The organism is Streptomyces sp. NPDC090088 (assembly GCF_044747345.1).
Lineage (GTDB): Bacteria > Actinomycetota > Actinomycetes > Streptomycetales > Streptomycetaceae > Streptomyces.
Window position 1 is genome coordinate 14184 of record NZ_JBIVDZ010000011.1, and the last position, 24088, is coordinate 38271.

At 74.2% G+C, this 24088-nt stretch carries 22 protein-coding genes; 15 read left to right on the forward strand and 7 right to left on the reverse strand.

What is annotated here, in order from left to right:
- Position 1: 1 nt before the first annotated feature.
- The 5 genes from ACIPSJ_RS42390 (at position 2) to ACIPSJ_RS42410 (ending at position 3684) form a co-directional block, all read left to right on the forward strand.
- Complete coding sequence (locus ACIPSJ_RS42390) at positions 2-937, forward strand: M56 family metallopeptidase (RefSeq protein WP_401354093.1); 936 nt, start codon at positions 2-4, stop codon at positions 935-937.
- Positions 938-993: 56 nt separating this feature from the next.
- Entirely contained in the window at positions 994-1662 is a 669-nt protein-coding gene (locus ACIPSJ_RS42395) for a phosphatase PAP2 family protein (protein WP_359219788.1), read from the forward strand.
- Positions 1663-1760: 98 nt separating this feature from the next.
- Positions 1761-2102, forward strand: a complete 342-nt coding sequence (locus ACIPSJ_RS42400) for a twin-arginine translocation signal domain-containing protein (protein WP_359219786.1) — start codon at positions 1761-1763, stop codon at positions 2100-2102.
- 54 nt (positions 2103-2156) lie between these two features.
- Complete coding sequence (locus tag ACIPSJ_RS42405; RefSeq protein WP_401354097.1) at positions 2157-2879, forward strand: HAD family hydrolase; 723 nt, start codon at positions 2157-2159, stop codon at positions 2877-2879.
- Positions 2880-3015: 136 nt separating this feature from the next.
- Positions 3016-3684 carry a helix-turn-helix domain-containing protein gene (locus ACIPSJ_RS42410; protein WP_359219782.1) on the forward strand — a complete coding sequence of 223 codons (669 nt, stop codon included), beginning with the start codon at positions 3016-3018 and terminating at the stop codon, positions 3682-3684.
- On the opposite strand, the gene ACIPSJ_RS42415 is transcribed toward ACIPSJ_RS42410, so the two are convergent.
- On the reverse strand, positions 3685-4170 hold the full coding sequence (locus ACIPSJ_RS42415; RefSeq protein ID WP_359219780.1) for a DUF6214 family protein: 486 nt from the start codon (positions 4168-4170) through the stop codon (positions 3685-3687).
- A gap of 186 nt (positions 4171-4356) precedes the next feature.
- Here ACIPSJ_RS42415 and ACIPSJ_RS42420 point away from each other — a divergent pair, with 186 nt between their 5' ends.
- Both ACIPSJ_RS42420 and ACIPSJ_RS42425 read left to right on the forward strand, forming a co-directional pair.
- A complete protein-coding gene (locus ACIPSJ_RS42420; protein ID WP_359219778.1) occupies positions 4357-5700 on the forward strand; it encodes an FAD-dependent oxidoreductase in 1344 nt (447 codons plus the stop codon).
- Positions 5701-5820: 120 nt separating this feature from the next.
- Positions 5821-7173 carry a nucleobase:cation symporter-2 family protein gene (locus ACIPSJ_RS42425; RefSeq protein ID WP_359219776.1) on the forward strand — a complete coding sequence of 451 codons (1353 nt, stop codon included), beginning with the start codon at positions 5821-5823 and terminating at the stop codon, positions 7171-7173.
- Between the two features lie 49 nt (positions 7174-7222).
- Here ACIPSJ_RS42425 and ACIPSJ_RS42430 read toward each other — a convergent pair whose 3' ends face one another.
- The gene (locus ACIPSJ_RS42430; RefSeq protein ID WP_401354101.1) at positions 7223-8545 is read right to left on the reverse strand and encodes an SGNH/GDSL hydrolase family protein; all 1323 of its coding nucleotides are present in this window, start codon (positions 8543-8545) and stop codon (positions 7223-7225) included.
- 296 nt (positions 8546-8841) lie between these two features.
- Between ACIPSJ_RS42430 and ACIPSJ_RS42435 the strand changes: the two genes are divergently transcribed.
- Positions 8842-9636, forward strand: coding sequence for a pectate lyase (locus tag ACIPSJ_RS42435; RefSeq protein ID WP_401354103.1), 795 nt, complete (start codon positions 8842-8844; stop codon positions 9634-9636).
- Between the two features lie 40 nt (positions 9637-9676).
- On the opposite strand, the gene ACIPSJ_RS42440 is transcribed toward ACIPSJ_RS42435, so the two are convergent.
- Positions 9677-11047 carry an ankyrin repeat domain-containing protein gene (locus ACIPSJ_RS42440; RefSeq protein ID WP_401354105.1) on the reverse strand — a complete coding sequence of 457 codons (1371 nt, stop codon included), beginning with the start codon at positions 11045-11047 and terminating at the stop codon, positions 9677-9679.
- 231 nt (positions 11048-11278) lie between these two features.
- Here ACIPSJ_RS42440 and ACIPSJ_RS42445 point away from each other — a divergent pair, with 231 nt between their 5' ends.
- Complete coding sequence (locus ACIPSJ_RS42445) at positions 11279-11545, forward strand: hypothetical protein (protein ID WP_401354108.1); 267 nt, start codon at positions 11279-11281, stop codon at positions 11543-11545.
- A gap of 104 nt (positions 11546-11649) precedes the next feature.
- On the opposite strand, the gene ACIPSJ_RS42450 is transcribed toward ACIPSJ_RS42445, so the two are convergent.
- Complete coding sequence (locus tag ACIPSJ_RS42450) at positions 11650-12429, reverse strand: PaaX family transcriptional regulator C-terminal domain-containing protein (RefSeq protein ID WP_401354111.1); 780 nt, start codon at positions 12427-12429, stop codon at positions 11650-11652.
- A 72-nt stretch (positions 12430-12501) separates the two neighbouring features.
- Here ACIPSJ_RS42450 and ACIPSJ_RS42455 point away from each other — a divergent pair, with 72 nt between their 5' ends.
- On the forward strand, positions 12502-14163 hold the full coding sequence (locus ACIPSJ_RS42455; protein ID WP_401354113.1) for a DNA alkylation response protein: 1662 nt from the start codon (positions 12502-12504) through the stop codon (positions 14161-14163).
- A gap of 127 nt (positions 14164-14290) precedes the next feature.
- Positions 14291-16270, forward strand: a complete 1980-nt coding sequence (locus tag ACIPSJ_RS42460; RefSeq protein ID WP_401354116.1) for a HEAT repeat domain-containing protein — start codon at positions 14291-14293, stop codon at positions 16268-16270.
- A gap of 27 nt (positions 16271-16297) precedes the next feature.
- Here the strand turns inward: ACIPSJ_RS42460 and ACIPSJ_RS42465 are convergent, their stop codons facing one another.
- Positions 16298-16891 (reverse strand): hypothetical protein, encoded by a 594-nt coding sequence (locus tag ACIPSJ_RS42465; protein ID WP_355712034.1) that lies wholly within the window; start codon positions 16889-16891, stop codon positions 16298-16300.
- A gap of 272 nt (positions 16892-17163) precedes the next feature.
- Between ACIPSJ_RS42465 and ACIPSJ_RS42470 the strand changes: the two genes are divergently transcribed.
- From ACIPSJ_RS42470 to ACIPSJ_RS42485, 4 genes are all read left to right on the forward strand, one after another.
- Complete coding sequence (locus tag ACIPSJ_RS42470; protein WP_359219762.1) at positions 17164-18249, forward strand: exo-alpha-sialidase; 1086 nt, start codon at positions 17164-17166, stop codon at positions 18247-18249.
- Positions 18250-18375: 126 nt separating this feature from the next.
- Positions 18376-19053, forward strand: coding sequence for a uracil-DNA glycosylase (locus ACIPSJ_RS42475; RefSeq protein WP_401354119.1), 678 nt, complete (start codon positions 18376-18378; stop codon positions 19051-19053).
- A gap of 122 nt (positions 19054-19175) precedes the next feature.
- The gene (locus ACIPSJ_RS42480) at positions 19176-20171 is read left to right on the forward strand and encodes an N-acetylglucosamine kinase (protein ID WP_401354121.1); all 996 of its coding nucleotides are present in this window, start codon (positions 19176-19178) and stop codon (positions 20169-20171) included.
- 142 nt (positions 20172-20313) lie between these two features.
- Positions 20314-21237 carry a hypothetical protein gene (locus tag ACIPSJ_RS42485; protein ID WP_355712028.1) on the forward strand — a complete coding sequence of 308 codons (924 nt, stop codon included), beginning with the start codon at positions 20314-20316 and terminating at the stop codon, positions 21235-21237.
- Between the two features lie 137 nt (positions 21238-21374).
- Here ACIPSJ_RS42485 and ACIPSJ_RS42490 read toward each other — a convergent pair whose 3' ends face one another.
- Positions 21375-22406: a lactonase family protein gene (locus ACIPSJ_RS42490; protein ID WP_401354123.1), complete on the reverse strand. Its 1032-nt coding sequence runs from the start codon at positions 22404-22406 to the stop codon at positions 21375-21377.
- Positions 22407-22545: 139 nt separating this feature from the next.
- Positions 22546-24033 (reverse strand): FUSC family protein, encoded by a 1488-nt coding sequence (locus ACIPSJ_RS42495; RefSeq protein WP_401354125.1) that lies wholly within the window; start codon positions 24031-24033, stop codon positions 22546-22548.
- Between the last annotated feature and the right edge of the window lie 55 nt (positions 24034-24088).

Below are 24088 nucleotides of genomic sequence, written 5' to 3' on the forward strand. Positions count from 1 at the left end.
CATGATGGTCCCTGTGGCACTGCTGCTGCTCGGCGCCCTGACCGCCGTCGCCGGTCCCCGGCTGCTCGCCCGTGCCGACTGGACGGACCGGGAGCCGGTGGTCGCCCTGTGGGTGTGGCAGTGCGTGGTGGCGGCCGTACTCCTGTGCTGCGCGCTGTCGATGACGCTGAGCGCGGCGGCGGCCTGGCAGGCGGTGCGCGGGCAGGTGTTCGCGAGCGCCCCCAGCGGGGTGATGGACGCCTACGCCCTCGGTACGACCGGCCCGTGGGCGGCTGCGACCGCGGTGACCCTGGCCTGCGCCGGGCTGTGGAGCGGGGCGATGCTGGTGCGCGAGGTCCTGCGCGCCCGGGTCGGGCGACGGCAGCAGCGGGCCGAACTCCTGGTCCGCGCACCGCTGTTGCCCGGCGAGGAACCGGCGGGCGGCCGTCTCGTGGTCCTGGAGGGCGAGCGGCCCGACGCCTGGTGGCTGTCCGGTCCGGCGCCCCGGCTCGTCGTCACCACGGCCGCGTTGCGCCGCCTGAAGGGCCGTCAGCTGGACGCCGTGCTCGCCCATGAGCAGGGTCATGCCCAGGCCCGGCACGACTGGCTGCTGCACTGCTCGGCCGCGCTGGCGGGCGGGTTCCCGCAGGTCCCGGTGTTCGCCGCGTTCCGCGACGAGATGCACCGGCTGGTCGAACTGGCCGCCGACGACATGGCCTCCCGCCGGCACGGCCGCCTCACCACCGCGCTCGCCCTGGTCGAACTCAACGAGGACCGGGGCGTGTTCGGGCCCGGCCCGGCCCCGCACGCCCATGTCCCGCAACGCGTCCACCGGTTGCTCACCGCCCCGGACCGCCTCCCCGCCCGGCACCGGCTGCGGCTGACCGCGACGGCCGCCCTGGTCCCGGTGATCCCGGTCCTGGTGACGCTCGTACCCGGTCTGCGCGCGCTCGGGTAAAGCCGTACCCATCAGGGGAATTGCCCTTCGGGCAATGATTCGGCAAAGATCACGCCATGCGCCCCCCAGCCAGCGACCGCCCCGCCCCACTTCTGACGACCGCCGTTCTCGCCCTCTCCTCGGCGCTGCTGCTCGCCCTCGTCGCCGGTGAGTGGCCCCCGTTGGTCGCGCTGGACGAGGGCATCGCGGACACCACCCACCGCTGGGCCGTGGCGGACCACGGCACCACCCAGGTGCTGCGCATACTGACGGACTGGGTCTGGGACCCGCTGACCATGCGCCTGCTGTGCGCGGCGGTCGCGGTGTGGCTGGTGTGGCGGCACTCGGCATGGTGGACCGCGCTGTGGCTGGCCCTGACCTGCGCCCTGGGCACGGCCGCCCAGCAGTCCCTCAAGGCCGCCGTCGGCCGCCCCCGCCCGGAGTGGCCCGACCCGGTCGACTCCGCCCACTACGCCGCCTTCCCCTCGGGGCACGCCATGACGGCCACCGTGGTCTGCGGCCTGCTGCTGTGGCTGCTGCACCGCTGCGGCACCGGCCGCACACTGTGGCGGACGGCCCTGACCGCGGCCGGGGTCTCGGTCGTCGGCGTCGGCCTGACCCGGGTCTGGCTCGGCGTCCACTGGCCCTCGGACGTGGTCGGCGGCTGGCTGCTCGGGGCCCTGGTGGTGGCCCTCGCGGTGCTGGCCTACGAGTGGGAGCGGGACGGCCGGGAGCATCCTCACTAGCGGACGACCCCGTTCAGGACCGGCCGGACGATCAACGTGCCTACGATCGCCGGGCGGCCCCGGGAGACTCCCGCGGAGCCGCTGAAGGAGGGGGTACTTTGTCCAGCATCTCCAGACGGTCCCTGCTCGGATACTCGGGGACGGCGGCCGCCGGCGCGGTGGTCGGCACGGCGACATCGGCGGAGCAGGCGCAGGCCGCGGAGACGGAGACGGCCTCGGCGGTGTTCCCGGACGGGGAGCTCTTCACCGGCGGCTCCAGCATCGGTGACGTCGACACCTATCTGACGATCAGGTTCAGCGTCGAGACGAACGCCACCAACGCGTCGGGCAACCAGATCAGCCCAGGTGAACTCGCTGATCTGCTCAGCGACTTCGCCGTCAGCCGGGGATGGCCGGCGGTCACCTTCTACGGCAGGCCGGTGCCCGCCAAGCTGAACTGACCCGCATCCGACGGCGGCCGTGCGCCGGACGGACCCGCGGGTAGAGTCCGGCGCATGACTGCCGTGCTCTTCGACTTCTCCGGGACCCTCTTCCGTATCGAGTCCACCGACTCCTGGCTGCGGGCGGTGCTCGCCGAGGCAGGAAGGGAGCTCCCCGAGGCGGAGCTGGCGGAGACTGCGCGGGCGCTGGAGGCGGCCGGGGCGCAGCCCGGCGGGGCGAACCCGGCCGAGCTGCCCGAGGAGCTGGCCGCGGTGTGGGCGGTCCGGGACGAGAGCGCGCGGGCGCACCGGGCCGCCTACACCGGGCTGTCCCGCCGGGTGGCGCTGCCGGACGCGGCCCTGCACGACGCGCTGTACGAGCGGCACATGTCCCCGGCCGCCTGGACGCCGTACCCGGACGCCGCGGAGGTGCTCCGCACGCTGCGCGCGCACGGGATCGCGGTCGGCGTGGTCAGCAACATCGGCTGGGACCTGCGCCCGGTCTTCCGCGCGCACGGGCTCGACGCCCATGTGGACGCGTATGTGCTGTCGTACGAACACGGTGTCCAGAAGCCGGACCCGCGGCTGTTCACGGTCGCCCTGGAGGCGCTCGGGGCCGAGCCGGACAAGACGCTGATGGTCGGGGACAGCAGGCCCGCCGACGGCGGGGCGGCGGCGCTCGGGTGCCGCGTGCACTTCGTGGACCATCTGCCGGTGGCGGAACGGCCGGACGCGCTGCTGCCCGTCCTCGACCTGGTGGGCGCGGCCCGCCGACAGGTCACGCCCACCCAGGCCTGACCTGTCGCGCCGTCCGCCCGAGACGCTCCCCCGTGTCGCCTCGGACGGACGGCAGCCCTGAACAGGCCCCGCGCAGGGCGGTGCCGACTGCGTCGATTATAGTTGGCTGGCAGCCAGTCAACGCAGGAGTTCCAGCATGTCCCCGCGCAGCGCCTCGGTCAATGAAGAGTTGCGCAGGCGTTCCCGGGAGCGGCTGCTCCAGGCCGCGGTCGAGCTGGTCGACGAGCACGGTTTCGAGGCCACCACGCTGGGCGCCATCGCCGACCGGGCGGGTTCCGCGCGCGGGCTGGTGTCGTACTACTTCCCCGGCAAGCGCCAGCTGGTGCAGTCCGCCGTGCACCGGCTGATGCACCGCACGCTGGAGGAGGCGCTGGAGCACGAACCGCACACCGAGGACGGCCGGGAGCGGCTGGCCCGGGCCATCGACTCGATCCTGGGACTGGCGCGGGAGCGGCCGGTACTGATGCGCCAGCACATGGCGGGGCTGCTGCAGGCGGAGGGTTTCGTGCAGTGCCCGGAGCAGCGCCGGCTCGCCGAGCTGCTGGGCGAGACCGTCGCCCGCTACGGCTCGCAGGAGGTCACGGCCGACTACCCGATGCTGCGCGCCCTGCTGATGGGAGCGGTGTACGCGGCGCTGGTGCCCGGGGTGCCGATGGCGATCCCGACGCTGCGGGCGGAGCTGTTCGAACGCTACGGGCTCGACTGGGAATTGGGCGTGCCCCCGGGCTCCGTGCCCCTCACCGAACGGCAGGACATCTCCCGGTTCTTCGCCACGGAGGACCGGGGCGAGCCCGAACGGCCTTAGTCAGCGGCGGGCGTGACCGGGCGTCAGAAAGCCCGCGTCGCGTGCCTGCGCGATGAGCCGGAGCGACCGGCGGCGGCTGTGTCCCGTCGCGCACATCACCGCGAGCACGGGGTCGAGGCCGTCCGCCTGTGCGGCCCGGTACTCCTGGGCGACCAGCCAGCGCCCCTCGATACCCCGGGGCCAGGGCGGCCGGGCGCGCCGGGCACCGCCCGACTCGCCGTTCTCCTCGGCCGTTTCGGGCTCCTCGTCCGCGTAGGACTCCATCCCGCACGCCTTGCAGAGCGGCTCCTCGATCCAGTCGGCGAGCACCGTCAGATCGGCCAGGGAGAGCGCGGGCCGCGCCTTGACGTCCTCGATGGACACCCGCCCGTCGGCGACCACGGCCAGCGCGTCGACCCGCGCGCCGTCGCCGAAGACCAGCCCGACCTGGAACCACGCCGTGGCTCCGGTGTGTTCCTGCACCTCCCAGGCGGGCGACACGGACACCGTGCCGTCCTCCGCGCGCCGATCGGAAAGATTGAGAGACGATGCTTCTAGCACATACGCAAAGTAACCTCATGATCACACTGTGAACGGACGGACACGCGTCCGCTTCACCCCTGCGGCCCCTGTCGAGGCGGTCGGGCCGGTGGGATGCTGGAGCCACCAGCCCCTCGGGCAAGGAGTCCCCCCGTGTTGCGTGTCGCCGTCGTCGGCTCCGGGCCGAGCGGGTGCTACACCGCCCAGAACCTGGTCCAGCTCGACCCCACCGTGGTCGTGGACGTCCTGGACCGGCTGCCGTGCCCGTACGGTCTCGTGCGGTACGGCGTCGCTCCCGACCACGAGAAGATCAAGTCGCTGCAGGGAAACCTGCGCACGGTCCTGGAGCACGAGCGGGTGCGGTTCCTCGGCGGGGTCCGGGTCGGGGGCCGGGGCGGGCTGCCGGCGGAGCGGCTGCGGGAGCTTTACCACGCGGTGGTGTACTGCGTGGGCGCCGCCACCGACCGGCGGCTCGGGATCCCCGGTGAGGAGCTGCCGGGCAGCTGGTCGGCGACGGAGTTCGTGTCCTGGTACAGCGCGCATCCGGACGCGGTCGACGCCGGGTTCGTGCGTGACGCCCGATCGGCGGTGGTCATCGGCGTCGGCAACGTCGCGGTCGACGTGGCGCGGATGCTGGCCCGGGGCGCGGCGGAGCTGAGCCCCACCGACATGCCGCAGGCGGCCCTGACGGCGCTGGCGGCGAGCCGGATAAGAGACGTGCACGTGGTGGGCCGGCGGGGGCCCTCGCAGGCCCGGTTCACCACCAAGGAACTGCGCGAGCTGGGCGGCCTGCCGGGCACCGAAGTCCTGCTGGATCCGGATGAGTTGGCGCTCGACCCGGCCTATGCCGACCCCTCCGCGCTGCCCGCGGCCCAGCGGCGCAACATCGAGGTGCTGCGGAACTGGGGCGGCACCGGCGGCCGGGGCGCGGAGCGCAGCATCTGGCTCCGCTTCTTCCTGCGCCCGGTCGAGATCCTCGACGACGGCGGACGGGTGGGCGGCGTGCTCTTCGAGCGCACCGAACTCGACACGCGCGGCCGGGTGCGGGGCACCGGGCGGTACGAGACGGTCGAGACACAGCTGGTGCTGCGCTCGGTGGGCTATCGCGGGGTGCCGCTGGACGGGCTCCCCTTCGACGAGGAGACCGGCACCGTTCCGCACGCGGCGGGCCGGGTGCTGGACGGCTGCTTCAGCGTGCCGGGCGACTACGTGGCAGGCTGGATCAAGCGCGGGCCCACCGGCGTCATCGGCACCAACCGGCCGGACGCCAAGGAGACGGTGACCTCCCTGCTGGAGGACGCGCCGCTGCTGCTGCGCCGGGAGGTGGCCGGGGACCCGGTGGCCGCGCTGCGCTCGGCCGGTATCGAGCCGGTCGAGTGGACGGGATGGCAGGCGATCGAGCGGGCCGAGGCGGCGCTCGGGGCGCGGCTCGGCCGGAGCGTGGTCAAGCTGGCCGACTGGGACTCCCTGCTCGCGGCGGCGCGCACGGGGTCGTAGCGGAGTCGACCGCGATCCGGTGGGCATGACACGTATCGGCAACGAGTCGGAAATCAACAAACTGTTCAAGCCGCTTACGGTCTCGTGCTGTCCGGATGTCGTCCCCGCTCTGGAGTCCCCATGGCCACCACCACCGCCCCCGTCCATCCCGTCGACGAGGTCCCGCCCGTACGGCAGTTGGCCGCGTTCGGCCTGCAGCATGTGCTCGCGATGTACGCGGGCGCGGTCGCCGTCCCGCTGATCGTGGGCGGTGCGATGAAGCTGTCGCCCGCCGACCTGGCGTATCTGATCACCGCCGACCTGCTCGTGTGCGGCATAGCGACGCTCATCCAGTGCGTCGGCGTCTGGCGCTTCGGCGTCCGGCTGCCGATCATGCAGGGCTGTACGTTCGCGGCGGTGTCGCCGATGGTCCTGATCGGGACGACGGGCGGCGGGCTGCCCGCGATCTACGGCTCGGTGATCGTCGCGGGCCTGGCGATCATGCTGCTCGCCCCCGTCTTCGGCAGACTGCTGCGCTTCTTCCCGCCGCTGGTCACCGGCACGGTCATCCTGATCATCGGGGTCTCGCTGCTGCCGGTCGCGGGCAACTGGGCGGCGGGCGGTGCCGGCGCGAAGGACTTCGGGGAGCCGAAGAACCTGGCGCTGGCGGCCTTCGTGCTCGCGGTGGTGATAGGCGTGCAGCGGTTCGCCCCCGCCTACCTCGCCCGGATCGCGGTCCTGATCGGCATCGCGGTGGGCCTGGCGGTGGCCGTGCCGTTCGGGTTCACGGACTTCAGCGGGGTCGGGGACGCCGACTGGCTGGGCATCAGCACGCCGTTCCACTTCGGGGCGCCCGCCTTCAAGGCGTCCGCGATCATCTCCATGCTGGTGGTGGCCCTGGTCACCATGACCGAGACGACGGGTGACCTGATCGCGGTCGGCGAGATGACCGGCCGCAGGGTCGAGCCGCGCTCCCTCGCCGACGGTCTGCGCGCCGACGGCCTCTCGACCGTCCTGGGCGGGGTCTTCAACACCTTCCCGTACACGGCGTACGCGCAGAACGTGGGCCTGGTCGGCATGACCCGGGTGCGCAGCCGCTGGGTGGTCGCGGCGGCCGGCGGCATCCTGGTGCTGCTCGGCCTGCTGCCCAAGCTGGGCGCGGTGGTCGCGGCGATACCGGCTCCGGTACTGGGCGGCGCGGGTCTGGTGATGTTCGGGACGGTCGCGGCGAGCGGTCTGCGCACCCTCGCGTCGGTGGAGTTCAAGGACAACCACAATCTGACGGTGGTGGCCGTCTCGGTCGCGATCGGCGTGCTGCCGGTGGGCGTGCCGACGGTCTACGAGAAGTTCCCGGACTGGTTCCAGACGGTGATGAACAGCGGCATCAGCGCGGGCTGCCTGACCGCGATCGCCCTGAACCTGCTCTTCAACCATCTGCCCGCGAAGGCGGACCCGGCGCCGGGGAGTGTGTCGGCCGGCGCCGAGGCCGCCTAGGCCGGTCCGGCGGACCAGGTCGGCGGGGTGCGGAGGAGGGGGCTCCGGCTCACCCCGCCGTGAACAGCCCGGTCGGCACCGCTCCCGCCAGCGCCCCGTACCCGGCCGGGTTGAGGTGCAGCCAGTCCCCCACCTGGAGGTCGGCCCGCAGCCGGGCCGGGTCGGCCGGATCCCGTACCACCCGGTCGAAGTCGATCACCGCGTCGAAGTGGCCGTGCCCCCGGATCCAGGCGTTGACGCGCTGCCGGGCCGCCTCCCGCACGCCCGCCCCGTCGTCGTAGGCGTTGCCGCCGAAGGGCAGCAGGGTGGCGCCGTAGACGCGGATGCCCTGGGCGTGGGCGCGGAGGACGATCTGCCGGTAGGCGGCGATCAGGTCGTCGGCGACCGTCTGCTGGGCCTGTGGGGTGGCGGCGGCGGTGCCGATGTCGTTGACGCCCTCGAAGACGATCAGCCAGGAGACCCCGCTGCGGGAGAGGACGTCCCGGTCGAGGCGGGCGAGGACGTTGGGGCCGAGGCCGTCGTTGAGGACGCGGTTGCCGCCGGCCGCCTGGTTGAGGACCGCGATGTCCGAGGTGTCGGGGCGGGACCGGAGGCGGTCGAAGAACTGGTCGGGCCAGCGGTCGTTCCCGTTGGTCGTGGAGCCCCGGCCGTCGGTGAGGGAGTCGCCGAGCACGGCCACGGCCCGGGTGCCGGCCGGGGCCCGCACCTCGACGTCACTGAGCAGATACCAGTGGTCGACATGGGCCGCACCCGTGAGATCCGCGTCCCGCGTGTGGTCACCGTTGACGAGGTACGACGTGGTGCGCGAGCCCGGGTGCGAGGTGAGCGCCAGATCGGGCTGGCCCTGCGCGGTGTACGCGGTGACGGTGAGGTCGGCGCCGGCCGTCAGCGCGAAGTCCACGGGGTCGGAGACCACTTGGGCGCCGACGGGGACGACGGTCGAGGCCCGCCCGGAGAACGTGACCGGCAGGAGGCTGCCGGGGACGATCGCGGCGACGCCCGCCCGGCCGCCCTCGGGGAGCGCCACGGTCACCGAGGTGAGCGGGAGCGGGGTGTCGCCGTACGCGTTGGAGAAGCGCAGCCGCAGCCGGTGGCCGCCGACGGTGACCCGGACGGTCTGGCGCAGGGTGGTGTCCGCCAGCACGGACCGCTCGCCCGTGAAGGGCGCGGGCGGCAGATTGCCGGGCTCGGTGAGCTGGGGCATCCCGGTCCAGGTGTTCACCCAGTGGCTGCCCGGGTCCGGGTGCGCGGCGGCCTGCCGGGGGCCGCGCACCAGTGCGGTCAGCGCCCCGGCGGTCACGACCAGGGCGAGGGCGAGGACACAGGTGCCGAGGAGCGCGGCGAGCGGTGTTCTGCTGGGCTTCGGCTTCACGGGGGCCTTCCTGACGAGGGGCGACAGCGGAGCCGTCGTCGACTGACCGTGCAGGTGGTGCCGTTGGGCGCGGCCATCGTGGCATGACCACGACCACCCGTGGAAGCGCTCCCACCACACTTTGCGGACGAGCGGGCGAGCGGAACGGATGCTGCGCGGAACGTTGACTAGAAAGCGCTTTCACCCTACGTTCCGTTCAGCACCGTGACCGATGGTTCGGAATCACGGACACCATTCACTCACCTGATCATCGGAAGACCGGAAAGACCCCCCACTCGAAAGAAGGCATACGGGACATGACTTCACGAGCACGGACCGGTGCGCGCGCACTGGCGGGCGGGCTGGCCGCCCTCGGGTTATCACTTGGCATGATCATGACAGGTGGAGCCCGGGCGGACGCCGCGACCTGGCCGACGGCCACCGGCAGCAAGGCTGTCACCGCGACCATCAAGCTGTCGGGCACCAAGGACTACGGGATGCTGCGCCTGTACGGCAGCGGAGACCTGGGCAGCGGCGGCCAGAGCGAGGACCAGGACCCGATCCTGGACCTGGCGGCGGGCACGGTCCTGAAGAACGTCATCATCGGCGCCCCCGCCGCGGACGGCATCCACTGCGAGGGCAGCTGCACCCTGCAGAACGTCTGGTGGGAGGACGTCGGCGAGGACGCGGCGACCTTCCGCGGCTCCTCGTCGTCGAACGTCTACACCGTCTCCGGCGGCGGCGCCAAGGAGGCCAGCGACAAGGTGTTCCAGTTCAACGGCGCCGGGACGCTCAACGTGTCCAACTTCGCCGTGCAGACCTTCGGCAAGCTGGTCCGCTCGTGCGGCAACTGCTCCACGCAGTACAAGCGCACGATCAACCTCAACACCATCGAGGCGACGTACAAGGGCAGCGCGCTCGTCGGGATCAACACCAACTACGGCGACAGCGCGACGCTGAAGAACATCACGATCGTCGGGGACAGCAGCAAGAAGATCGTGCCGTGCCAGAAGTACATCGGCAACAACACGGGCGCGGAGCCCCCTACGAACGGGAGCGGCCCGGACGGGACGTACTGCAAGTACGCGAGTTCGGACATCACCTACAAGTGAGCGTGACCGGTGGGGCCGTCGCCGGACGGCGACGGCCCCGTCACTCGTCGGCCGGGTGCGCCTTGCGCCACTTCCACTGCCAGAGCTCGTTTGCCCGGTGGTCGTGCTCGAAGCCGTCGCCGAGCGGCCCCACCCGCTCGATCGCCTCGGCGGTGCGCGGGTCGTCGCGCAGGGCTAGACCGTAGGCGGCCTCCAGACGGACGAGTTGGCTGTCGTCGCCGAGCAGGGCCGCGAGGCCGTCGGCGACGGCGGCGGCGGGCGTACGGTCGCGGGGGCGGGACAGCTCCGCCGCGGCCGCGACCCGTACTCCGGCTTCCGGTGCCCCGGTCAGCGCCAGCAGGGTCCGGGTGCTGTCCGGGAGGAGGTCCGCGTCCCGGGTGCTCGCCGAGCAGGCGGCGAGCCGCACCTCGGGGTCCGGGTCACCCATGAGGGTGCGCAGGGCCGCCCTGGCGGCGGGCGTGTGCGGCAGGTAGCCGGCGCAGAGGGTGTAGGGCACCTCGCGGCGCACCCGGACGTCGGGATGCGCGGCGTAGCGCAGGCCGACGGCCTCCTCGTCCGGACGGTCGTGCCAGGCGAACATCTCCAGCACCTGCGCGAGTATCGCGCCGTCCGTCTCCTCCGTCACCCAGGCGGCCAGGAGTTCGCTCTCCTGCTGCTCGTAGTAGCGGCTGGAGTCGACCAGCCCCCGCGTGCGCAGGTAGTCCACCACGAACCGGCGGGGCACCCGGTCCGGGGCGCGCCGATGGGCCACCACGGCGGACCAGGTCTCGAAGCTGCGCCGACGGGTGAGGGTCCAGCAGACCTCGGACCAGTCCACATGGTCCTCGTCCGCGTGCCGGACGGCGCGGGCGACCAGTTCGTCGACGGGGGTCAGGACGCGGAAGGCCCACTCCAGGGAGGTCAGGACGGCACCGTGCCCGGCCCGCACGGCCAGGCCGCCGAGCGAGACCTGGTCGACCCAGCGGTACTCGTCGTCCTGGACCCGGACCGTGGCGGCCGGACCCGACGCGCCCGTCCTGCGCCGCAGTTCCTCGGCCGCACCCGTCTCGTACCAGCTCCGGGCCAGCGCGAGCAGCCGTTCCCGGGCGGCCTCCGGCAGGCGCAGCCGGGGCTCCTCGCCCAGCACGGCCGAGAAGACCGCCAGGGAACCGCCGTCGACCGCACGCCACAGCGGTGTGGTCCCGTCCGGCAGCTCCCGGTCGGAATCCGCGCCGCCCTCCACCAGCGCCTGGGCGACCGGCCCGTCGTAGGCCGCGACCGCCGCGCACAGCAGCGGCAGCCCGTCCGCGTCCCGCGTGTCCGGATCCGCGCCCTCGTCCACCAGATCCCGCACGGCCTCGGCGTCCCCCGCCCGCACCGCCGCCCGGAGCCGGCCGCCGAGTCCGCTCTCGCCCAAGTCCCCCGAGTCCACGTCCCCCGAGTCCCCGTCCCCCGCTGCGAACAACGTCTTCCCCCCTCGCCGAACGTCATCGGTCGGGAGTATGCGGTGGTCCCGCGGGGCGGCGCATCTCGTTTCCGGCGCGGACACCTCGGATACTTCCGTGGTGCTGCTGACATCGATCGCGGAGATCGCCCGCGGGCCTCTGGTGCGGAACCGGCCGACCGGCGGGCAGAGCAGGAGACCAACACCTGGTGGCTGGGGATGGCGGAGGCGGACCGGGCCCTGTCGGCCGCCGCCGTCGTGGACGCCTTCGAGCGGAGCGCCGACGCGATCGGGGCCCGGATCCGCGCCACCGGTTTCCGTGGCGCGGCGACGTTCTACGTGTGGCACGACCCGCAGGCCGGACAATTGCGCTGCTCCACCGGCTCGGTGGCGGCCGACGCCCTCCCTTTCCGTGCCACCCATGGGGTGTGCGACGATCTCGGGCCCGTCGTCGAGGCGTTCCTCGCCGACCGTGCCCCGGGGTGATCGGCTGGGCGGACCTCGCCGAGGCGCGGGATGGCGGGGAGGGTGCCGCGGCGGCGCGGTCGGCCGTCTGGGTCCGTGGTGTCGGGACGGCGCCGTAGGGGAGGTCAGTCGGCCGGGTGGCCCGTCGGCCCGCCCGGTTCCGTGCGGTAGTCCTCTCCCAGCTCCGCGCGGTAGTGCGCGTACGCGGTGCGCAGTTCGTCGCCCGGCCAGTCGGCGGGCAGCAGGTCCGGGGGCAGCACCGGGTCGGTCAGCAGGTGGCGTACGGCCGCCGCGAAGACGGTGAAACGGTCGGGTGGCAGGCGGGCGACGGCCGCTCGGGCCAGGAGGGTACGCGCGGTGGCGGCCCAGGTGGTCAACGGCCAGAGGGCGGAGGCCAGTTCGCGTGCGGGGCGGTCGGGGCGGGCTGTGTAGGACTGGGCGGTGTCGGTGAGGTCGCCGGGGAGCGGCCTGGCCAGGTTCGCCGGGCGGAGCCAGACGCCCTCGCGGAGTTCGGCCAGGCGCAGGGCGGCCAGGCGGGTGCGCAGGTCGGCGCGTTCGGCCGGGCCGCGGCCCGTCGCCGTGACGACCAGCATCTCCCAGTCGCCGTGCCACGCGCGCGTGCGCGGCCGTACCGCCTCGTCCTGGCGGCTCTGGCGGGCCAGCAGCCGCTCGCTGAGGCCGTAGACGGCGTCGTCGGTGCGGCGCAGGTCGCCGGCCGCCGTCATCCGGCTGAGCGCGGCCCGGAGCGTGGAGCCGCCGACCCCGAAGGGCTCGACCAGCCGGACCAGGTCCTTCACCGGCAGCTCCGGCGGATGCGTGCCCAGCAGCAGGCTCAGCACGACCGAGCGGGCCGACAGCGGCCGCAGGTCGGCGCCGGCGGGCTCGGCGGACACGTTCATGCGCATGGTCACGTACTGTACGTGCGACTTCTTGTTGCATTATTGATACGACCGCAGGAAGAGTGCAACATGGAAGCCATGGACTCGACCGTCGCGCTTCCGCAGCCGCAGTACGCCACCCACGACGTCACCAACCAGGCGCCGCCGCTCGCCCCCTACGACGCCTCCGACGACCCGGCCCTGCTGGAGGGGCTGCGCCGGGAGGGCGCGGAGTGGGCCGAGCCGGGGATCCGGCGGCTCGGGGCGCGCGCCGGGAGCGCGGAGGCGCAGGAGTGGGGCGAGCTGGCCAACCGGCACGAGCCGGAGCTGCGCACCCATGACCGGTACGGCAACCGGATCGACGAGGTCGACTTCCACCCCAGCTGGCACCACCTGATGCGGACGGCCGTGGCCGAGGGGCTCGCGGGGGCGCCCTGGGCGGACGACCGGCCCGGCGCCCATGTCGCGCGGACGGCGGGCGGGCTGGTGTGGGGACACACCGAATCCGGCCACGGCTGCCCCACCTCGATGACCTACGCGGCCGTTCCCGCGCTGCGCGCCCAGCCGGACCTGGCCAAGGTGTACGAACCGCTGCTGACCAGCCGGGAGTACGACCCCGCGCTGCGTACCCCCACCGAGAAGCCGGGGCTGCTCGCCGGGATGGGGATGACCGAGAAGCAGGGCGGTTCGGACGTCCGGACGAACACCACGGCGGCCACTCCCACGGCCGAGCCGGGCGTGTACACCCTGCGCGGGCACAAATGGTTCACCTCGGCGCCGATGTGCGACGTCTTCCTGGTGCTGGCGCAGGCACCCGGCGGCCTGTCCTGCTTCCTCGTGCCGCGCGTGCTGCCGGACGGCAGCCGCAACGCCTTCCGCGTCCAGCGCCTGAAGGACAAGCTCGGCAACCGGTCGAACGCCTCCTCGGAGCCCGAGTTCGACGGCACCGTGGCCTGGCTGGTCGGCCCGGAGGGGCGCGGGGTGAAGACCATCATCGAGATGGTCAACTGCACCCGGCTGGACTGTGTGATGAACTCGGCGACCCTGATGCGCAAGACACTCGTCGAGGCCGGTCACCATGTGCGCCACCGCAGCGCGTTCGGCGCCCGGCTCATCGACCAGCCGCTGATGCGCAACGTCCTGGCCGACCTGGCGCTGGAGTCGGAGGCCGCGACCACGCTCACCCTGCGGCTCGCCGGGGCGGCCGACCGCGCGGTGCGCGGGGACGAGCAGGAGCGGGCCTTCCGGCGGATCGCCACCGCCGTCGGCAAGTACTGGGTCACCAAGCGCGGTCCGGCCTTCACGGCGGAGGCCCTGGAGTGCCTCGGCGGCAACGGCTACGTCGAGGACTCCGGCATGCCCCGCCACTACCGCGAGGCCCCGCTGCTGTCGATCTGGGAGGGCTCGGGCAACGTCAACGCGCTCGACGTGCTGCGGGCGCTGTCCCGGGAACCCGGCGCCGCCGACGCCCTGTTCGGCGAACTCGCGCACGCGCGCGGGGCGGACGCCCGGCTGGACACCGCCGTGACCCGGCTGAAGAGCGACCTGGCCGGAACCGATCAGGCCGGCGCCCGCCGGCTGGTCGAGCGGATGGCGCTGGCCCTCCAGGCCTCCCTGCTGGTCCGGTACGCCCCCGCCGCCGTCGCCGACGCCTTCTGCGCGACCCGGCTCGGCGGCGACTGGGGGCACGCCTTCGGCACCCTGCCCGCCGGGACCGGCCTCGACCCGATCCTCGAACGGGCGCTGCCTGGCGGGAATTGATCCCTCATCGGGCGTTACCGGCCGGTGCCCACCTGTGGATCGCACACAGTCGCCGCCCGATTCCGCATCGTTGTCAGTGCCGTGGTGCAGACTCCTGAACAGGTGCTACTCGCCCGGGGAGGACAACGTGTTCACGGGGATCGACGAGGTCGACTGGGCCTCGCTGCGGCACGCGTACGGCAGCGCGGAGGACGTGCCCGGTCTGCTGCGGGGACTGGCCTCGCCGGACGCGACCGAACGGGAGGTCGCGCTCGACGGGATGTACGGCTCGGTGCATCACCAGGGGAACGTGTACGACTCGACGCTCGCCTGCGTCCCGTTCCTCTTCGCGCTCGCCGCGCGCCCGGAGGTGCCGGACCGGGGCGCCATAGTCGAACTGCTGGTCAGCATCGGCGCGGAGAGCGCGGGTCCGGCGGCCCGTGCCGCCGTGCGCGCGGGCGCCGGCACGTTCGTGCCGCTGGCCGACGATCCGTGCCCCGGGGTACGGCGGGCGGCTGCCGGGGCGCTGGTCCGGTTCCTCGACGAACCGGCGCTGGTGCTGGGGCTGTTGCGGCGGCGGATCGCGGTCGAGCGCGACGAGCAGGTGCTGCTGGCCCTGACGGCGGCGCTCGGCCTGTTCGTACGGCGCCATCCCGCGCGGGCGGCCGGGGCGGTGGACCTGCTGGCCGCGCAGGGCGGGCCGCCACATCCCCCGGGGACGCGGCTCGCCGCGCTCGGCCAGCTGGCCCTCGGCGCACCGGAGCGGCTGCCCGCCGACCTGGTGCCGACGGCGGTCCGGCTGCTCAGGGAGCGGTCCGGGCGGCGCACGGCGGGCACCGACCGGCCGGAGGCGGACACGCTGGTCGGCCGGATACGGCGGCTGCGGCCGTCGGACGAGGAGGGCGCGTATCTGCTGCGCACCCTGCACCGGGCGCTGGACGACCGGGTGGCCGACCGGATCGCGCTGCTCGTCGGCCAGTTGGGCAGCCCCGTCGTGACGGACCGGTGCAGCGCGGTGTGGATGTCGGCCGGGCTGTTCCGCGAGTGGCGGGCGGACTTCAGCGCGCCGGTCGCGCTGATCGGGGCTCAGCTGGGCGGTGCGGAGGACCAGTTGCGGGACGCGGCCGTCTCGGTGCTCGCGGAGCTGTTCCGGCTGGCGGCGCCCGCCGCCGACGACCTGCACGCGCTGGTGACCGCGCGGCCCGACCTGTGGGTGCACACCTGGGAGCGCGGCAGACCCTCGCTGGGCGGGCCGCTCAAGGGGCTGGCCAGAAGCGGCGATCCGCGCGCGGTGCCGGTCCTGGCCCAGCTGCTGGCCCGGCCGGTGGTGCCCGGCGGGCTGGGCTTCGAGGTGGTCCAGCTGGGCCGGGCGGCCGCTCCGCTCGCCCCCGCGCTGCGGCACCGTCTCGGGCGGATCCCGCTGGACGCGCCCGAGGCGGCCGAGTCGGCCGCCCCGCTGCTGGCCGCGGTCACCGCCCTGGCGGACAGGGCGGCGGTGCCTGAGGTGCTGCGGCTGCTGCGCGGCGCACCGGACGGGCTCGGGGCACGGGAGGCCCTGGCCGGCCAGGCGGTGCGGGCGCTCGACACCCTGGGGACGGCCGCGCGGGCGGCGGCACCCGTGCTGCGCCGGCTCCTGGACACCCGGCACGCGGCCCTGGCGGCCGGCGCCCTGTGGTCGGCCGAGGGCGATGCCGACGTCGTACTCCCGGTGCTGATGCGGGAGTTGACGCTCGGCCGGGGCCACAGCGCCCGGACGGCGGCCGAGCAGCTGGGGCGGCTGGGGGCCGCCGCCCGGGACGCGCTGCCCGCCCTGCGCGCGGCGGCCGGTTCCGGCCGGGCGTGGGAACGGACCTCGGCCGCGCAGGCGTACTGGCGGATCGCCGGGGATCCGGAACCCGTGCTGCCGGTGTTCCGGTCCGCCTGGTCGCAGAACCCGTACACCCGCGGCACGATCGCCGCGTGCCTGGCCGCGATGGGCCCGGCGGGCGCGCCGCTGCACGACCTGCTGACGGCCGAACTCGCCACCGCCCGGCGGCACACGGCCCGCCCCGGCGGGTACGGCAGCCACGACATCGCCCAGGACGAGCGGCTGCTCGCCGACTGCCGCACGGCGCTGGCCGGCCGGTGACCGAGCGGCCCCGGGCCGGCGCGTGCCTCAGCCGGTCATCCGGCCCCACTGCGGGCCCAGCCGCGACCACTCGGCGTCCCAGCGGTCCATCCGCCGCCGCTCCAGCCGGCCGCGCACCACGAGCCCGGCCACGAACGGGACGGCGGCCGTGCTCAGCCCGACCAGGCCGCCGATCAGCGCGGAGCGGAGGTGGGCCTCGGAGACGGTGGCGGGCCGGGTGACCAGGTGGCCCTGGGGATCCGTCCACACGGTGACCGGCGTGCCCACCTTGCTGCCGGCCGCGACCCGGGCCTGGCCGGAGTGCGCGGAGCCGTCCTCGACGGTCCACCCCACCCTCGCCCAGACCCGCTCACCGCCGGAGGAGCCGGCCTGCTGCCCGGACGTCCCCGGGGCCTTCTCGACGACGTGCGCCACCACCGGTCGCCATTCGACGCGCTCCCGGGCCAGACCGCCCTCGACCGACCGGGCCGCCGCCAGCCCGGCGAACACCCCGGCCAGGAAGGTGAACAGCCAGGCGCCGAGCAGCACCCAGGCCTCCACCGTGTCGGCGCGACGCTTCAGCGGGTTGCGCCGCCAGCGCCACAGCCAGACCTTCGGACCACGGAACGCCTTCAAAGGCATCCTCCTCACGCGCGCACGGACAGCCCGGACCGCCCTCCCATACGGGAGAGGCCGCCCCGTTGCTCACGGCGAACCTCCGAGTCGACGGTCGCACGACCGGCCCCGCTCGCGCAGGCGTCTTCCGGAACGCGTTCCGCCGCCTTGTTCGACCCGCCGACACGACGGCTCCGACCTGCGCGGACACGGTCGGGCGGGTGGCTGTCAGTGGTGGGGTGCAGACTGGCGGATATCTGAGTGCTGGCTGTGACAAGGACGTCATGGAGGTGATCGGCATGACCGAGGTACTGCTCGCCGTGGGGACCCGCAAGGGTCTGTTCCTCGGGCGGCGGCGAGGTGACACCTGGGAGTTCGACGAGAGTCCGTACTTCAACGCGCAGGCGATCTATTCGGTGGCCATCGACACCCGGGGCGAGCGGCCCCGCCTGCTGGCGGGCGGCGACAGCGCGCACTGGGGCCCCTCGGTGTTCCACTCCGACGACCTGGGCCGCAGCTGGACCGAACCGGCGCGGCCCGCCGTGAAGTTCCCCAAGGACACCGGTGCCTCGCTGGAGCGGGTCTGGCAGCTGCATCCGGCCGCCGCCGAACCGGACGTGGTCTACGCGGGCACGGAACCCGCCGCGCTGTACCGCTCGGAGGACCGCGGGGAGAGCTTCGACCTGGTCCGGCCGCTGTGGGAACACCCCACGCGCGGCCAGTGGGTGCCGGGCGGCGGCGGTGAGGGCCTGCACACCGTCGTCACGGACCCGCGCGACCCGAAGGCGGTGACGGTCGCCGTCTCGACGGCCGGGGTGTTCCGCACCGAGGACGGCGGCGCGAGCTGGGCGCCGTCCAACTCCGGGGTGTCCGCGGTGTTCCTGCCGGACCCCGACCCGGAGTTCGGCCAGTGCGTGCACAAGATCGCCCAGGACGCGGGCAGTCCGGACCGGCTGTACCTGCAGAACCACTGGGGGGTGTACCGCAGCGACGACGCGGGAGCGCACTGGACCGACATCGGCGCGGGCCTGCCGTCCACCTTCGGCTTCGCGGCGGCGGCCCATCCGCACCGCGCGGAGACCGCGTACGTCTTCCCGATCAACGCCGACGCGGACCGGGTGCCCGCGCAGCACCGCTGCCGGGTCTTCCGCACCGCCGACGCGGGCGCTACCTGGGAGCCGCTGTCGGCGGGGCTGCCGGCCGCGGACCACTACGGCACGGTGCTGCGGGACGCGCTCTGCACGGACGACGCGGATCCGGCCGGGGTGTACTTCGGCAACCGCAACGGCGAGGTGTTCGCCTCGGCCGACGACGGCGACAGCTGGCGCCAGTTGGCCTCCCATCTGCCGGACGTGCTGTGCGTACGGGCGGCGGTCGTCGCCTGAGTCCGACGCCTCCGGGTCCCCGGAAGGAGGGGTGTTTCCGTCATCCGTGCCGACGGTCCGGTCATCCTCGGTCGCCCCTCGACCGCGGCTTGATCACCGACCCGTGTACGGCAGTAGGGTGACGCCGTGGCACCACGACCTTTGCATGAAATCGTCGAACCGGGCTGGGCGAAGGCCCTGGAACCCGTGGCCGGGAAGATCGCCGAGATGGGCGACTTCCTGCGTACGGAGATCGCCGCGGGACGCACCTACCTCCCGGCGGGGCCGAACGTTCTGCGGGCCTTCCAGCAGCCCTTCGACAACGTCCGCGTCCTGATCGTCGGCCAGGACCCCTACCCGACCCCCGGGCACGCGGTGGGGCTGTCGTTCTCGGTCGCGCCCGAGGTGCGACCGCTGCCGGGCAGCCTCATCAACATCTTCCGGGAGCTCAACACCGACCTGGGCCTGCCCCAGCCGTCCAACGGCGACCTCACCCCCTGGACCCAGCAGGGCGTCCTGCTGCTCAACAGGGCGCTGACGACGGCCCCGCGCAGCCCCGCCGCGCACCGGGGCAAGGGCTGGGAGGAGGTCACCGAGCAGGCGATCAGGGCGCTGGCCGCCCGCGGCAAGCCGCTGGTGTCCGTCCTGTGGGGCCGCGACGCCCGCAATCTCCGCCCGCTCCTCGGCCAGTTGCCCGCGGTGGAGTCCGCGCACCCCTCGCCCATGTCGGCGGACCGCGGCTTCTTCGGCTCACGCCCGTTCAGCCGGGCCAACGACCTGCTGGTCCAGCAGGGGGGACAGCCGGTGGACTGGCGTCTGCCGTGACCGCGGCGGGCGGCGGGGCCCCTGTTGCGGGGTCACCCGCCGACGGCTCCGATGCCTCCGAGGCAGGGTTGCCCGCCGGCAGCTCCGGGGGCTCCGGGGGCTCCGGGGGCTCCGGGGCAGGGTTGCCCGCCGTCGGCGCCCGCGCCTCCGGGCGGGGGTTTCTCGCGGTCGACTCCGGTGGGTCCGGGCTGCGGGCCGTGGTGGGGGTGCCGGGGCGGGAGCCGTCGGTGCCGCGGGAGTCGGGGGAGCCGGTGCGTACGGGGACGCGGGGTATCGACCCTGGGCATCTGATGCGGCAACTCCTGCCCATGGCGCGGGCGTTGACCGGCGAGTACGGGCTGGACCGGGTGGCGGCGGTGGTCGTCGGCGCGGCGGGGCTGGCCACTCTCGGGGACGCGCTGCGGGCCGAACTGCCGGGCGCGCTGGCGCGGGAACTCGGAGTGGGGACGGTCGTGCTGGCCGCCGACGCCGTGACGGCGTACGTCGGCGCCCTGGGTCCGCGCCCGGGCGCGGTGGTCGCCGCCGGTACCGGACTGATCGCGACCGGGACCGATCTGACCGGCTGGCGGCGGGCGGACGGCTGGGGCCATCTGCTGGGCGACAGTGGCGGCGGTGCCTGGATCGGCCGGGCGGGACTGGAGGCGGCGCTGCGCGCCTTCGACGGGCGGGACGGCGGCTCCGCAGCGTTGCGGGCCTGCGCCGAGGAGCGGTTCGGGCCGCTGCCCGGGCTGCCCGGGCTCCTCTACCCGCGCACCGACCGGCCCGCCGTACTGGCCTCCTTCGCGCCTCAGGTCGCCGACTGCGCCGTACACGACCCGGTCGCGGCCGGGATCCTGCGCGCGGCGGCCCGGCACATCGCCGAGTCGGCCGCGGCCGTCTGCCCCACCTCGGGAGAGCCGCGGGTCGCCCTCACCGGCGGCCTGACATACCTGGGCGATCCGCTTCTCCTGCCGCTGGCCGAGGAGTTGGCCCGGCGGCTGCCCCGGGCCGAGCAGGTCCCGGCGGAGGGCGATCCGCTGCACGGAGCGGTACGCGTCGCGAGTGACCTGGTCAGCGGGCGGCTCACTCTGCCGAGTGATGAACGGATGTTCTCCGTGGTGCACACAAAAGGTGATTGATCCCATGGAGACATGAAGTGTCCGACAGCTGATGGGATCACCTCCGAATCATGCGTAACTCATCAGACAAAACCGGACGGATACCGCTCACCTGCACCCTCCCCGAACAAGGGAGCCCAATAAGCCAGTAACATGCGGCGCCATGAGCTCCCCCACTGGGCCCGCCGGCCTGCCAGTACGAATGCCGCGCCCCCGCCAGCCCGGACGGCACCGCCGCCCCGAGCCGCTGGTGGCGCCCGAGGACGCGCCCGCGCTCGTCCTCGCGGTCCCGGGTACGCCCAGCGCGGCCACGCGCAGCCTCGCCGAAGAGGTCGTGAGCATCGCCCGTTCCGAGCTGCCCGGCCTGGACGCCCGGATCGGGTACCTGGACGGGGACGACGCGGAGTTCCCCACCCTCCAGTCCGTCCTCGCCCGTGCCGCCGAGGAGCGCACCGCCCGCTACGAGCAGGCCGTCGCCGCCGGTGTCGAGGGGCTCAAGGCGCCCGACGGCCCGGTCGCCGTGGTCGTGCCGCTGCTGGCCGGTCCGGACAGCGCGCTGCTGCGCCAGGTCCGCCAGGCCGTGATGGAGAGCAAGGTCGCCGCCGACCTCACCGATGTCCTCGGCCCGCACCCGCTGCTCGCCGAGGCGCTGCACGTGCGTCTGTCGGAGGCGGGTCTGGCCCGCGCCGACCGCGCCCGGCTGTTCACCGTGGCCACGGCCGCGGACGGCATCATCCTCGCGTCCGTGGGCGGCGACGAGGCGGTGCAGGCCGCCGGCATCACCGGCATGCTGCTCGCCGCGCGCCTGGCCGTGCCGGTGATGGCCGCGGCGCTGGACCAGGAGGGTTCGATCGCCTCCGTCGCCGAGCAGCTGCGCGGGTCCGGTTCGCAGCAGCTGGCGCTGGCGCCGTATCTGATAGGGCCGGAGATCGACGCGGCGCTGCTGACCGCCGCCGCGGAGGAGGCCGGGTGCGCCACCGCGGAACCGCTGGGGCCGTACCCGGCGATCGGGAAGCTGGCGCTGGCCAAGTACACGACGGCGCTGGGGATCGCTCCGCAGCAGCCGCAGGGGGCGCCGGTTCGCTGACGCGTGCCGTTCCTTCTTCCGGACGGGGTCCTTTCTTCGAGGGCCCCGTCGGTTTTTTCGGGGGTGCGGTCGGGTCCCGACCGCGGGTCGGTGGGGGTTGAGCGCGCAGTTCCCCGCGCCCCCAAAGGGGCGCTTGTTCAGCCGAAGATCACACAGGAGGCCGCCGGGACCTCCACCGAGCCGTCGTAACGGGGCTGGCCCGTCTGCTGGTCGATCGTGAACCAGGTGATGTTGCCGGAGCGCTCGTTGGCGGCGTAGAGGACGCCGTCGGACTCGGTGAGGGCGCGGGGCCAGTGGCCGCCGCAGGGGACGGTGGAGGTGAGGTGGAGGCGGTCCTCGTCGGTGGTGAACGTCGTGAGGACGTCCTCGCCGCGGGTCGCCGTCCAGACGAAGCGGCCGTCGGGCGAGACGGCGATGCCGGAGGGGTAGGCGTCGCCGGCGGGGGCTCCGGGGAGTACCGGGGTCTCGCTCAGGGGCCGCAGGGTGCCGCTGGCGGCGTCCCAGCGGCAGACGGTGACGGTCGGGGTGAGTTCGTTGACCACGTAGGCGTACCGGCCGTCGGGGTGGAAGGCCAGGTGGCGGGGGCCGGAGCCGGGGCGCAGGGCGAACTCGCGGTGCAGGGCGGGCATACCGCCGTCGAGCGTGCAGACGCGGACCGAGTCGGTGCCGAGGTCGACGCTGACCGCCCACCGGCCACTGGGGTCGGGCTGCACCTGATGGGCGTGCGGACCGCGCTGGCGGCGTTCGTGCGGACCCGACCCGGTGTGTTGGAGCAGTCCGGAGGGGACGGGGGCGAGGGTGCCGTCGGGGCGGACGGGGACGGCGGAGACGCTGCCTGAGCCGTAGTTGGCGGTCAGGACATGGCCGTCGAAGACGCTGAGGTGGGTGGGGCCGCTCGCTTCGACCGGGACCGGCGGACCGGCCAGCCTCGGCTTGTCGTCGTGGACGTGGTAGGCGGCCACCGCGCCGTCGGCGGTCTCGCTGACCGCGTACAGGGTGCGTCCGCCGGGTGAGAGCGCGAGGTAGGACGGGTCGGGGACGCCGTCGACGCTCTCCAGGAGGGCCAGGGCGCCGCTGTGCGGATGGACCGCCGCCGTGACGACCCCGGGCCCGCCCGCCGCCGTGAACGACCCGATGAAGGCCCTCCGCCGCCTGCCGCCGTCTGCCACCGCTGTCCCCTCTCGACACAAGCCTCGACACAAGTCTCGCCGCAGGTCCCGCCACAAGCCGGTACGAGTCGGCACGAGCCGATCCCGGGCCGACGGTAGCAGTTTGCGGTCTAGACCAGGATGCGCGGGTCGGCGTGGCTCAGGCGCCGACCAGGGGAGAGCCCGAGGGGGTGCGCAGCGGCTCGGCGAGTTCGGCCAGCGCGCGCTCCAGGCCGTGCAGATGGGCGAGGGCGGGTTCCGTGGGCGGCTCGGCGGGCCCCGCGATGCGTGCGGAGCCCCTGGTGAGCGCCTCGACGGCGGCCTCCACCCGCCAGCAGGCGGCGGCCAGCCGGGCGTCGTGCGAGGCCTGCGGGTCGGCGGCGACGGCGGCCAGGCCGCGGATCTCCCGGGCGCAGTCGTCCAGCAGGGTGAGGACGCGGCGGGCCCGGCGCTTGCGGCCGAGCATCGGGTTGAGCGGATGGACCAGCGGGGCGACCGAGAGCCGTACCCGGCCGAGCAGCTGCTCCAGTTCGGCCACCCGGGGTGCCGGGTCGGCGGTGGTGGACCCGGCGAGCCGGGCGGCGGCCTCGGCGGTTCCGGCGTGGACGCAGTGCAGGGCCCGCTGGATCCAGGCGTCGGTGGTGAGGTGGGTGGTGACCGGCAGCACGAACAGCACGGCGAGCGCGGCGCCGAGGGCGCCCACCCCGGTCTCGGTGAGCCGCAGCGCCAGCAGGCCGGGGCTGAGGACGCCGAGGAGGCCGTAGAGGAGTTCGGCGAGGAAGGTCACCCAGAGCATCATCCAGGTGTAGGAGACGGCGGCCGAGTAGAAGATGCCGAAGACGGCGACCGCGACCAGGACGGCGGTGGGGACGGGGGCCCCGTGCACGGGGACGGCGAGGAGCAGGCCCAGTCCGATGCCGATGACCGTGCCCAGGACCCGGCGGAAGCCACGGACCAGCGTCTCGCCGCGCGAGGCCGTGTTGACGAAGATCCACCAGGTGGCGCCGACCGCCCAGTACCAGCGCTGGCCCGACACCAGCTGACCCACGACCAGGGCGAAACCGGCGCCCGCCGTCGCCTGCACGGCCTGCCGGGTGGTCACCCGGGCGAGGCCGGTGCCGGCGGGCGGCACGGGCACGGGCGCCGGGGGCAGACGACGCTCGTAGCACCACAGTCCGAAGCGGACGGCGGCCGCGCAGAGCACGGAGAGCAGGACGGCGGCGGACAGCTCGGGCAGCTCTCCGGGGGTGGCGTGCAGGAACTGGGCCACGAAGAAGGTCATGAAGGCGAACACACCGAGGCTGTGGCCGCGCGGCCCCCAGCGGCGCGCGTACACGCCCACGCCGACCACGGCGAGGAAGACCAGGTCGCGGGCGACCGGCACGGCGTGCAGTGCGGCCGCGGCGGCGAGCACCGGCAGGCCCACGGCGGGCAGCAGCGCGGTGGTCACGGCCTGCCCGCGCACCGTCGGGTCCGCGACCGTGAACAGGGCGAGCAGCGCGGCGAGCCCGCCGGTGACGGCGCCCGCGAGGGAGTGTCCGGCCAGACCGCAGACCACGACGGCCAGGCCGATGCCCAGCACGGCCCGCGCGGCGAACCGCAGCCGCACCCGCCCCGGGTCCGGCGCCACGAACACCCTCTTCAGCACTGCTTCCCCTCCCACGGACGGCACAGAAATGGCGCCGCGGGGATCCGCAGCGCCA

What these genes read in the sequence shown, in the direction of transcription:
- ACIPSJ_RS42465 (WP_355712034.1), bottom strand. Translation starts at nt 16,891, where the DNA reads ATGCCTTTGAAGGCGTTCCGTGGTCCGAAGGTCTGGCTGTGGCGCTGG.
- ACIPSJ_RS42405 (WP_401354097.1), top strand. Translation starts at nt 2,157, where the DNA reads ATGACTGCCGTGCTCTTCGACTTCTCCGGGACCCTCTTCCGTATCGAG.
- ACIPSJ_RS42450 (WP_401354111.1), bottom strand. Translation starts at nt 12,429, where the DNA reads ATGCGCATGAACGTGTCCGCCGAGCCCGCCGGCGCCGACCTGCGGCCG.
- ACIPSJ_RS42445 (WP_401354108.1), top strand. Translation starts at nt 11,279, where the DNA reads ATGGCGGAGGCGGACCGGGCCCTGTCGGCCGCCGCCGTCGTGGACGCC.
- ACIPSJ_RS42425 (WP_359219776.1), top strand. Translation starts at nt 5,821, where the DNA reads ATGGCCACCACCACCGCCCCCGTCCATCCCGTCGACGAGGTCCCGCCC.
- ACIPSJ_RS42410 (WP_359219782.1), top strand. Translation starts at nt 3,016, where the DNA reads ATGTCCCCGCGCAGCGCCTCGGTCAATGAAGAGTTGCGCAGGCGTTCC.
- ACIPSJ_RS42470 (WP_359219762.1), top strand. Translation starts at nt 17,164, where the DNA reads ATGACCGAGGTACTGCTCGCCGTGGGGACCCGCAAGGGTCTGTTCCTC.
- ACIPSJ_RS42395 (WP_359219788.1), top strand. Translation starts at nt 994, where the DNA reads ATGCGCCCCCCAGCCAGCGACCGCCCCGCCCCACTTCTGACGACCGCC.
- ACIPSJ_RS42455 (WP_401354113.1), top strand. Translation starts at nt 12,502, where the DNA reads ATGGACTCGACCGTCGCGCTTCCGCAGCCGCAGTACGCCACCCACGAC.
- ACIPSJ_RS42485 (WP_355712028.1), top strand. Translation starts at nt 20,314, where the DNA reads ATGAGCTCCCCCACTGGGCCCGCCGGCCTGCCAGTACGAATGCCGCGC.
- ACIPSJ_RS42390 (WP_401354093.1), top strand. Translation starts at nt 2, where the DNA reads ATGATGGTCCCTGTGGCACTGCTGCTGCTCGGCGCCCTGACCGCCGTC.
- ACIPSJ_RS42435 (WP_401354103.1), top strand. Translation starts at nt 8,842, where the DNA reads ATGACTTCACGAGCACGGACCGGTGCGCGCGCACTGGCGGGCGGGCTG.